The sequence below is a fragment of the Candidatus Methanoperedens nitratireducens genome (assembly GCF_900196725.1).
Taxonomy (GTDB): domain Archaea; phylum Halobacteriota; class Methanosarcinia; order Methanosarcinales; family Methanoperedenaceae; genus Methanoperedens; species Methanoperedens nitroreducens_A.
Map to the genome: position 1 here is coordinate 1 of NZ_FZMP01000038.1, position 9,610 is coordinate 9,610.

7 protein-coding genes are annotated in these 9,610 nt (G+C 40.8%); 5 read left to right on the top strand and 2 right to left on the bottom strand.

The genetic code is table 11. The annotated features are described in order from the left end of the window. Positions 1-190 precede the first annotated feature (190 nt). Entirely contained in the window at positions 191-997 is an 807-nt protein-coding gene (locus MNV_RS03980) for a transposase (RefSeq protein WP_179293795.1), read from the bottom strand. Positions 998-1,055: 58 nt separating this feature from the next. Here MNV_RS03980 and MNV_RS21135 point away from each other — a divergent pair, with 58 nt between their 5' ends. From MNV_RS21135 to ccsA, 5 genes are all read left to right on the top strand, one after another. Further along, complete coding sequence (locus MNV_RS21135; protein ID WP_143311620.1) at positions 1,056-1,133, top strand: hypothetical protein; 78 nt, start codon at positions 1,056-1,058, stop codon at positions 1,131-1,133. A 396-nt stretch (positions 1,134-1,529) separates the two neighbouring features. Beyond that, positions 1,530-2,117 (top strand): methyltransferase family protein, encoded by a 588-nt coding sequence (locus MNV_RS03985; protein ID WP_096204084.1) that lies wholly within the window; start codon positions 1,530-1,532, stop codon positions 2,115-2,117. A 215-nt stretch (positions 2,118-2,332) separates the two neighbouring features. Next, positions 2,333-5,053 carry an S-layer protein domain-containing protein gene (locus MNV_RS03990; RefSeq protein ID WP_218837886.1) on the top strand — a complete coding sequence of 907 codons (2,721 nt, stop codon included), beginning with the start codon at positions 2,333-2,335 and terminating at the stop codon, positions 5,051-5,053. A 6-nt stretch (positions 5,054-5,059) separates the two neighbouring features. Further along, positions 5,060-7,264 (top strand): hypothetical protein, encoded by a 2,205-nt coding sequence (locus MNV_RS03995; RefSeq protein ID WP_096204086.1) that lies wholly within the window; start codon positions 5,060-5,062, stop codon positions 7,262-7,264. A 5-nt stretch (positions 7,265-7,269) separates the two neighbouring features. After that, the gene (gene ccsA, locus MNV_RS04000) at positions 7,270-9,183 is read left to right on the top strand and encodes a cytochrome c biogenesis protein CcsA (RefSeq protein WP_179293797.1); all 1,914 of its coding nucleotides are present in this window, start codon (positions 7,270-7,272) and stop codon (positions 9,181-9,183) included. A gap of 121 nt (positions 9,184-9,304) precedes the next feature. Here the strand turns inward: ccsA and MNV_RS20070 are convergent. Beyond that, a partial coding sequence (locus MNV_RS20070; protein ID WP_218837887.1) for a hypothetical protein occupies positions 9,305-9,610 on the bottom strand: 306 nt, incomplete at its 5' end.

A 9,610-nucleotide genomic window follows, 5' to 3' on the forward strand; every position in this document is an offset into this window, starting at 1 on the left:
AACTCTATTTATGCGACTTAGCTTAATTTTTCAACGTATTCAGGATCAACACTGCCAATTTTGATACATTTTCTGATCCCTCTTCTAACATGCCAGTATCTTTTGAACAATTCTACATAGTATAGCTCGAAGGGTGCTTGCATTGTGGTAACATTAAGAAGCAAGCTGCAAAAAAGGAAAATTATCCATGCTATCTTGTTATCTTTTTTTCAATTTCTACTTCTTTTTGCACCTTCTCAATTTCTTTTTTAATCTCTTTATCTCTTATCAATGTACCAAGTTGTTGATGCTTCTCGGAAAGAATAGCATTTCCAACATTTTTTAGAAAATGATACTGACAGTATTGATGAGGAACACCAGGAAATACTTCTGCTACAGATTCGATGATGGACTTCTGCATATCACTGACTACGGCAAGTGGTTGTCCAAAATTGTCGCTTATATACTGTACCAGTGGTTTGACATCATCTGTATCATTACCGGTTAAAGCTGAATATAATATAGTATCACTTATATTATCTCGGAAAATATACAGTGTTTTCGTTCTAACAGAGACTGTACCGTCTATTTGCAGGACATATCCACCTTGTTTAGCCAACCCTTGCCGAATTTCCTTAATTTTTTCTTTTTGATAACCAGATATTAAGGCAAGGTATTTGTCTGAATGTTTTGATACCGTAGCTCTGTTCGTATGAATTCCATATTCTTGAAGATCCTCTAGCACTTCGTCTATTGTTTTATGTTCTTCAAATCGGAGTCCTCCTTCATGTGCTACAACATCAATACCAAAATTCATACTTGGTAGAGCAAGTCCTTTATATTCTGCGGAATGAAAGGACATTGAATTACCTTTGCATCCCTTATTCCTGCATTTCAAAACCCTTTCCCAACAGACTAATTTTCCGTTTAGTGTAGTTATTGTTTTTTCATTGGTGTTATAATTTTTTACAAGTCTACTTCCACATAGTGGACATTCCTTGAATTCTGGTTGAAACATTATACTCATGAAACCAGAATACATCATAATTGTATTTAAAGAGGCTGATTGTTAATCAATAGTTAAGAAGATAAGCGCAGCGAACTACGGCGGCGCTCTGGGTCCGTACAAGTTCAACCTGCATGCGCAGCTTTAAATCAGGAAAGCTCGGATTTTGAAGTCTGAAACAACGAACTGATACGAACTCAAGACTAACTCGCTGTAAAAAGTTCGTTTATAGTTCGTTGTTCTTATAGCAATTTTTATCAGTAGTTAAACTCATAACCGTTTATCAATAGTTTTGCCGCTTCCGGTCATCCCAAACCGATCATTGACGTGTTCCTCTGGACAGAGGAAGGATGGCTATCGGGATTATTGCTTTTACTCCTGGGCTGCTCAGTATAACACTTGTCCCGATTCAGGTACGATAGAGGCGATATTTGTTAGATAAAGACTCTATTGTAACTCGGTATAAGGATGTAGAAGATAGAAGTCTATGGCTCCCGACCTGCGAACAAAAGGATTAACATAATTAGAGATATACTTCTATTGTATGATGTTGTATAGAACACTGGCTGTTATGGCGCTTGCAATGTGGCCTTTGATTCCCATCTTCTTTATCCCATTGCATCTAAAGACTGGGTTCTGGCGGAAAGTTGGGCTTCTCACATATCCAATATTGCTCGTTCCGTGGTTCATTGCTGCATATCTTATTGTTGCGTACCAATCATTGCTGCTTGGGAATATGTTTATATTTCCGGTATTTCTGCGCATCGTGGGGTGGGTATCCCTTATAGCAGGGCTTCTGCTCCATACGTGGACAGCAAAGCTTCTTGGATTAAAAGGTCTAATAGGATATGCTGAAATCCGGCCAGCAGGGGAATACAAGTATAAACTTATAACCTCAGGGCCCTTCTCTGTCGTAAGGCATCCTACTTATCTGGCGCATACCCTGTTATTGCTTGGAGTATTTCTTTTAACAGGTTATCCTGGCACAGGACTTCTTGTTATTCTGGATTTTCTTGTCTCCTATTTTGTTATTACAAAGCTTGAGGAAAGAGAACTCAATCAAAGGTTTGGGGAAAAGTACCGGGAATATAAGAGAGAAGTGCCACGATTCTTTCCCGGATTCAGGCTTTAGTTCCTTACAGTCATCACGGGAATTTTCCTCTTAATGTTAATTATGAAAAAAATTCGGTATTAATTTAAAAACTTTGAAGTAAACATAAAGTTTATTTGCATTTTATAAATCGCAAGCTACTTAAGAGATAATAATACTTTACATCGATTGTAAAGATAAATGAAGGGATGGTTATTGTGATAACAGAAAAATTTGCGATATTTGTATTTGTATTGATGTTTTTTCCAGTATATGCCATGGGTAGCAATCTTTCTTACGACTTAAATACTTCAAATTTACCGATACATGATAATTCTATCAATACCCCAATTAATCATACACACTCTAATACAACTGAAAATTCCTCAAATCTATCGGCACATGTTCATGCAGACCAGACTTTAACCGCCACTTTTATACAGAACAATACTGCCGAGGGAGTAACAGTAGCTCTTGAGGATTATAAGAAAAATAATCCTTCAACCACTCCTCTTCCAGGTTTATCAATCAGATTTTTTAAAATAAATACACAGAACATATCCTACAAATCCATCATCGTTAATGTAGCCTACTGTGAGATGGAGCTAAACGGTACAGATGAGGGACATCTGGCTGTTTTCAGGTATGAAACCAATAGTTCGACATGGACAATGCTGCCCACGGAAGTAAACAGGGAAGATAATACTTTGAGAGCGTCTATGGACTCCTTATCTCTATTCGCGGTTTCTTCGCACTCTGAAAATACCACTGCCCATACCCATAATGATACATCCCGAATGGAGGATAGTATTCCCCATAACTGCACGGAGATGAACGACAGGTCTTTATCTGCCTCTTTCATAGCACCTGAAAAGGTTGAAATTACTCTTGAGGTGGAAAGCGAAAATAGCTCCGATTCTTCATTACCCGGATATCCAATCAAATTTTTCAGGATAGGCGCCAGAAACTTATCTTACAGTAGAGTGGACGTAGAAGTGGTTTACAGCGATGCGGTATTAAACGGAACGAATGAGAGTAACCTTTCAATCTCCCATTATACTAATTCAACATGGGTAATGATTCCCACAGAAATACTTGAAGACAAAAATACATTGAAGGCTTCTGTTGAATCCTTATCTCTATTTGCAATTTCTACTACTTCAGGAACGGGCACAGGCATGAGCATGGGTACGATATCCGACTGTCTGAGATGCCACGGGAGCAGCAATACGGCATCTGACGGGGGCGTGATGGAAGAAATGGGAGGGATGGGAGGGATGGGAGAGAGCGTTCCGAAAGTAGATATATCCATTATGAATCTGAGCATCCATTCAAACCTGAACAATGCAAGCTCTAACCTCAATCAGGCATGCTGGGCATGCCATTCTAACTCAACCACGCCTCCAACCAGACATCCTCCGATGCACAGGGCATCAGCCCTTGACTGTTCTGCCTGCCATTTAAGCGGCATAGGCAAATTCAGTCCTCCGAGAACAACAGAGCATACCACCCATGCCGTCAATATCACAGTGAACGCTACATGCCAGCTCTGCCACGGCAAATCAGAGATGGTCAACCTCAATGGTAGTACTGTGAATTCAACAATATCTCATTACGGCAAGAACAGGATAGACCTGGTTGATTTAAACAAGACCGGTACTAACTGCTCTTACTGCCATCAGAATCCGGCTTCTGAGTTTTCGGATGTTTTCAACAATGCATCAAGAATTAACATAACGCATAACGGAAATCTAAACTGCTCATCATGTCACGGCACAGGCAGGCTTCATGATTCAAATCTAATGAACATGGAGGGCTATAAGTTGTCAGATTGTACACAGTGCCATGGCACAGGCGGCTTTGCTCTTAATAAAGTGAGTGAATCCGCCATTAACCAGAGTATCCACGCGAATCTTAACTCTGCTGATATCAGCCTGAACAGGGCATGCTGGACCTGCCATTCAAACCTGACTGCTGCTCCGCAGGCACATCCTGATATAGCTGAACCGCCAAATGCCTGCTCTACCTGTCACATCGATGAAAATCTTAACCTTACAAAAAAACTAAAACCGAATCATTTAACACAGCATATTCCCCAGGGCAGCCAGATAAAAGTGCCGGTAGCCTGCACATTTTGCCATAGCAATGATGCGATAGCTTCAGGGAAAACAATAAATTCAACAGTATCTCATTACGGCGAATACCCCGGGGTGGAGACGAAAGATTGTGTAAGCTGTCATCTGAATGAGGACATCGGAAGAAGATGGGGAAGCCCCCCTGATCCAAGAGATACAATCTCACTTGCCAGAGTTGAAAAGAAGCTGGTTTCAGATGAAATCTGGAGACTTAATCAGAACTACAGCATAGCTGTAAGCGGGATAGATAAAGAGGGTCAGTCAGCCTGGCTTGAACTGTATTACAACGGGAAATTAATACGGAAAGACCTGGTTCCTGAAGGCGGAAGCTTCAAATACGATGCAAAAATCGAACAGAGCAGTTTCAATAAGACATTCATAGACCTCAGAATAGCCGATATTTTCTATGGCGGTAATGTGAGCTTAATATCATTTAGTGGTATCGTCCCCAGGCGTACACATACTGAAACAAGCAGTATCCAGTGCTATGCCTGCCATGTTAAAGATTATCGCCCCGATAAACCTGATGGGTACAGGTATTTCGTGCTTAAAAAAGAGAACCAGAATGTAACCTTAAATAAACTGGATATTGATTTTACATCCACGGATAAAAAAGCAATGTCCTCCAACGAATCCTGGGACCTCGGCAGCGGATATGAACTCTCGATTAAAGATTTCAGCCCGAACAGGGATTATGTATGGCTCGTTCTTGCAAAAGACGGCAATATAGTTAAAGAAGATTTTGTCAGGGAAGGGGAATATTTCACATACAATGCAACATTAAATGGCATCGATATCACGATGTTTCGCCTGAAAATCGCCAACTTGTTCGTGAAAGGATGAATAGTGATGAAGGAGGTTAGAAAATATCTGCTTTTTATTGTTTTTGCTATCCAGATGATTAATTTATCATATGCTGCTGACAATACCGATCCTGATATAATGGTTATTATTGAGGATGCACTGCATATCTCAAGTGAGACTGGTGTGATTGGGCAAAATGATACTATCGGCAATTACACAGGTTCTGAATTAAGCCCTGGTCAATATATAAAAATCGGTGAAGCTCCGGAAACATTTCATGAATTGACCCTGACCAACGGAAGTTTCAGCCCTGAATGTACAAGTTGCCATAGACTTGGTGGAATTGCTGTAAAACAGATAGACGTTAATGATTTTAAAAAGGGCATTCACGCAAATCTAAACAATGGAACAAATAGCATAGGGGTAACCGACCCTGTCAATAAGGCATGCTGGGCATGCCACGGCAATGGTACCCAGCCTCTGACACATCCAGAAGAATACCTTTCACCGAGGTCATGCGCTTCGTGCCATTCATTCAGCATTACCTATAATGCTCCAGAAGTGAGAGGGCATACAAAAGCCGGAGAAAATCTAACTGTAAAAATAAGCTGTGAGAGTTGTCATGGCAACAGTCTCGTGAAAATTGGATTAAATAATACCAGGGCTAATGTTTCACATTATGGTAAAAACATAATATACAACTCGACAGATTGTCTCTCATGCCATGGAGATTCAATCAATGCTACTAAATGGGGAAACGCACCTCAGGTGTATTCCCACGCCAGGAATGGTTCATGTACGGACTGCCACAGCACTGGAATGGTCAAAAAGCTCCATGATGCAAACCTGACAGTTCCCGCTGAAAGAACATGCATCAAATGCCACACATCGGAGAATGCAGTACAAAAATACGGGGCAGTAGACGTCATTCGCACTCATTACCCTGGCGCGCCTGAGGGTAAGGCAAACACAACGTTTGTAAATGCCAGTTTTACATGCCCGCTGTGCCATAATGCAGCTAACACCACGCTCCATAATCGTTCTCTTACTAAAAATCTCTTATATAAGAGCAATAATATGAGCAGTATTTCACAGAGTAACGCATCACAGAGCTTATGCTATAAATGTCATGATGCCGAAGGAAGCTTTCCCTACAGGCCCGACGTCCAGATTCCACGCCTTATCCATGGCAACCAGAGTGAGCACATCCCAATGGGAATGAAGATAAACTGCGAGACATGCCATGATTCCAGCAGGGTGAGCAGGTTCCATAAGCCCTCAGTCGCATGGGATAGACCTGTTGGAAGAATAGTAGATAGTAAAAGTGCCCGGTGTACAGACTGCCATAATACCCATATAGAACAGACCATCCCAAACGTTACCTGCTCAACATGCCATGCTGATTATGATGCCTCTCACTACAGCAGCCTGTTAATAGAAATGATTAACAAGACTCTTACCTGCGGTGCCTGCCATAACGAGATAAAAACTCAGTTCCACAATCTGACAGGACCTAACAGAGATCCTCCAGAACCAGTAATAAAAACAAAGGATGTAAGAATTTTATCATGTGATTCATGCCACAATGCTACAGGAAAAGAGAAATTCCATTTCAGCGAATTCCCGACAGGAACCATCCAATCGCCTGGCTGGTATAACTGGAGTAATGGCAGCAGAGTAAACAAGTGTTCAGATTGCCATGTGAAATATGGCGGAGAAGCGCCGTTTAACGCCACTAATCTAACAAATCCGCAACACAGGGTTGCGACAAACTGCACTCTCTGCCACGGTGGAGATACTCCCATCGCCCTGCATGTACTGCAAAGATCAAACACAACGCCATATGTCAGAGATATAATCCTGATTCCTCAGAAAACTTACGCTGGTAAAAACATTTCTTTAAGTGCCCTGGCAATTTCAGGATGGGATGCGAATATCACAAACGTAGAGTATTTTATTGATATGGTAGATACTGGAGGAAAGGGCAGGAACATGACTCTTGGGAAAGAGCTTGCTGGAGGCCAGGTAAGGGAGGCTTTTGCAGATATAGATACTTCTGGCCTGAAGGAGGGCACACATACAATATCTGTGCATGCACAGGATTCAAAAGGCAGGTGGGGAGATATGCAGCCCGTCCCACTCGTGATAAACAAAGCGATGAGCAGCTGGCATTTATTCAAACATCAGGAGTTGATATTCCTGATTACAGGTACATTAACATTAATTTATATATGTAGAAAAATCAAATGATCTTTATGGATACAGGGAATATATTCTTATTGATAGGACTCTTTGCAGTTTTTGCTTCATTATTTCTGTGCAGGTACAATAAGTATATCCTGTATATGCTCATCTGCGCGTTCATCTCTGTTTCTATGGCTGTTTTACTGCTTTTCTATTATTTTACCTCATCGAATTTCAATATAAATTATGTGTACATGTACAGCGGAGATCTTCCTTTTTTATATAGGGCTGCTGCCCTTTGGGCCGGAAAGGAGGGGATTCATCTTCTCCTTGCATGGGCAGCAATGCTGTGTATTTTAATATTCTATATAAATAATAAAGATAATTCCGGATTTGCAAAGAGAACACTATACGTAGCAATATTTATAGAAATACTACTGCTGATAATCTTACTCATGGATTCGCCTTTTAGACCCACACCTGGAGCATCGGATGCAGGCGTTCTATCAGGACACGGTCTGAGCCCGAAGTTCATCAACCCATGGCTTCTCATCCACCCGCCACTGGTTGTCATGGCATATGCTGCAGGTATTATTCTTTTCGCTGCAGCAGTGACCTATCTTTACTCAGGTGAGAAGGAATGGGCCGGTACTGCAAGGTCGTGGGGACGAATCTCCTGGCTTATGCTATCCCTTTCAATGGCAACCGGAGGCGTATGGGCATATGAAATAGTTGAATGGAACGGCTTCTGGAGATGGGATTCTGTTCAATCAGGCGCTCTTGTGATATGGCTTATCCTGACTGCGGCGCTTCATGCGATTGTCAGGCACCAGCGCAGCAGCAAGGAGTATGGTACAACTGCTCCGTTGCTATCAGTATCGGTATTTATCCTGAGTATTTATGTAATGTTCTTCACAAGAAAAGGAGTGCGTGGATCTGAACATAATTTTCTGGGCAGCAGTACATGGTACATACTGCTTGCTGCTATGTTCCTGGCTATGATCATAATTTTATTTTTGACCCTGAGGAAAAAACCTTCTGAACCGGGCAGTAAAATCACATTAAAATCACTGCAATCTCTTCGCATCTCGTTCCATGCCACTATTCTGCTGCTGTGCTTACTGGCCTTCGTTCCTTTCTGGGGCATAACCCATTCCATTACCTCTGAAGAGATATATGGTGATTCTATCCCCATACCGCAGGATGCATATAACCTGTGGAGTTTCCCTATAATATTTATGCTGACAGCGCTGACAGGGTATTGCCTTCTGCAGGGAATTATAAAACCAAAAGGTCTCCTGTTTGTAATATTTACAGTGGCCATGATAGGCGCAGTGGTCTCGCTCCTTTTCAGAACTCCCACTCTGCTAAGTCCTGTTTCTGAGTTCTATCAACAGTCCACGCTTCTTGTACGGTCTATAGGATCTATACCTGTAATCTCTTATGTATCAGTATCCCTTTTTATGGCCGTGGGAACGATTTTCAGATTTGTTCGCAGTAAAAATATGTTTTCGCACAGCAACATGGGCATAGTATTGATACATGCAGGGTTTATTTTTATCGTACTTGGCGCAACCGTATCCACTTCTTTTAGTTCTGTCGTATCTTTAAATTATAATCCTGCAGAGTTAAACATTCCAAAGAGCATAGATACAGTATGGGGCGCTGCAGTAACAAACGTCACTACTGCTGTAAAATCCCATAATGAGTCAGAACAGATAGTGGATTTAAATATATATAAGAATGAAAAATTGCATGGATCGGGCACAATCAGCTTAACAAAGAGTGACCGATCTGGATATTTTCATAAACTTTTAATCCATAGAACCGCATTAACAGATATTCTGATACATTTTACTTCGGATGCAATGGATCCATCCTCAATAAAACTGAGTATAAAAGTAAACCCGCTGATAAATATTCTCTGGGGAGGCATTATATTACTGATCAGTGGGATTATTATTCTGACAAAACCGAAATTTTAGAGATTCTGGTAATTTTTTATTAATTTACTGATGTTCACATAGCACTATAATAGCGCTGTAAATACTACCTGTAGATTCTAGATAAATACTTAAGTATAAAACAGTAGTATATCTAAGTAATCTATACATAATGAAGATAAGTGGTGGTTAGAATTAAAAAGAAAGTTATTGAAAAAGCCGTTATCTGCTTTTTGTTATTGATAGTAATTATAACGCTCAGTGTATCTGCCCGACCTGATGCGGAAGTATTATCAAAAAAATCGCCTAATGCATCTTCGTTACATAATATAAAGATACCATTATCCAACTTACAGACATCATCATCTAATGGACAATCATCTAATGTACAACAATCCTTTAATGGGCAAACGACTTCATCGTCTAATGTGCAGTCATCTAACGTGCAGTCATCTAACGTGCAGTCATC

Coding starts and splice junctions, on each gene's coding strand:
- ccsA (WP_179293797.1), top strand. CDS start 7,270: ATGGATACAGGGAATATATTCTTATTGATAGGACTCTTTGCAGTTTTT.
- MNV_RS03985 (WP_096204084.1), top strand. CDS start 1,530: ATGATGTTGTATAGAACACTGGCTGTTATGGCGCTTGCAATGTGGCCT.
- MNV_RS03995 (WP_096204086.1), top strand. CDS start 5,060: ATGAAGGAGGTTAGAAAATATCTGCTTTTTATTGTTTTTGCTATCCAG.
- MNV_RS03980 (WP_179293795.1), bottom strand. CDS start 997: ATGTTTCAACCAGAATTCAAGGAATGTCCACTATGTGGAAGTAGACTT.
- MNV_RS03990 (WP_218837886.1), top strand. CDS start 2,333: ATGTTTTTTCCAGTATATGCCATGGGTAGCAATCTTTCTTACGACTTA.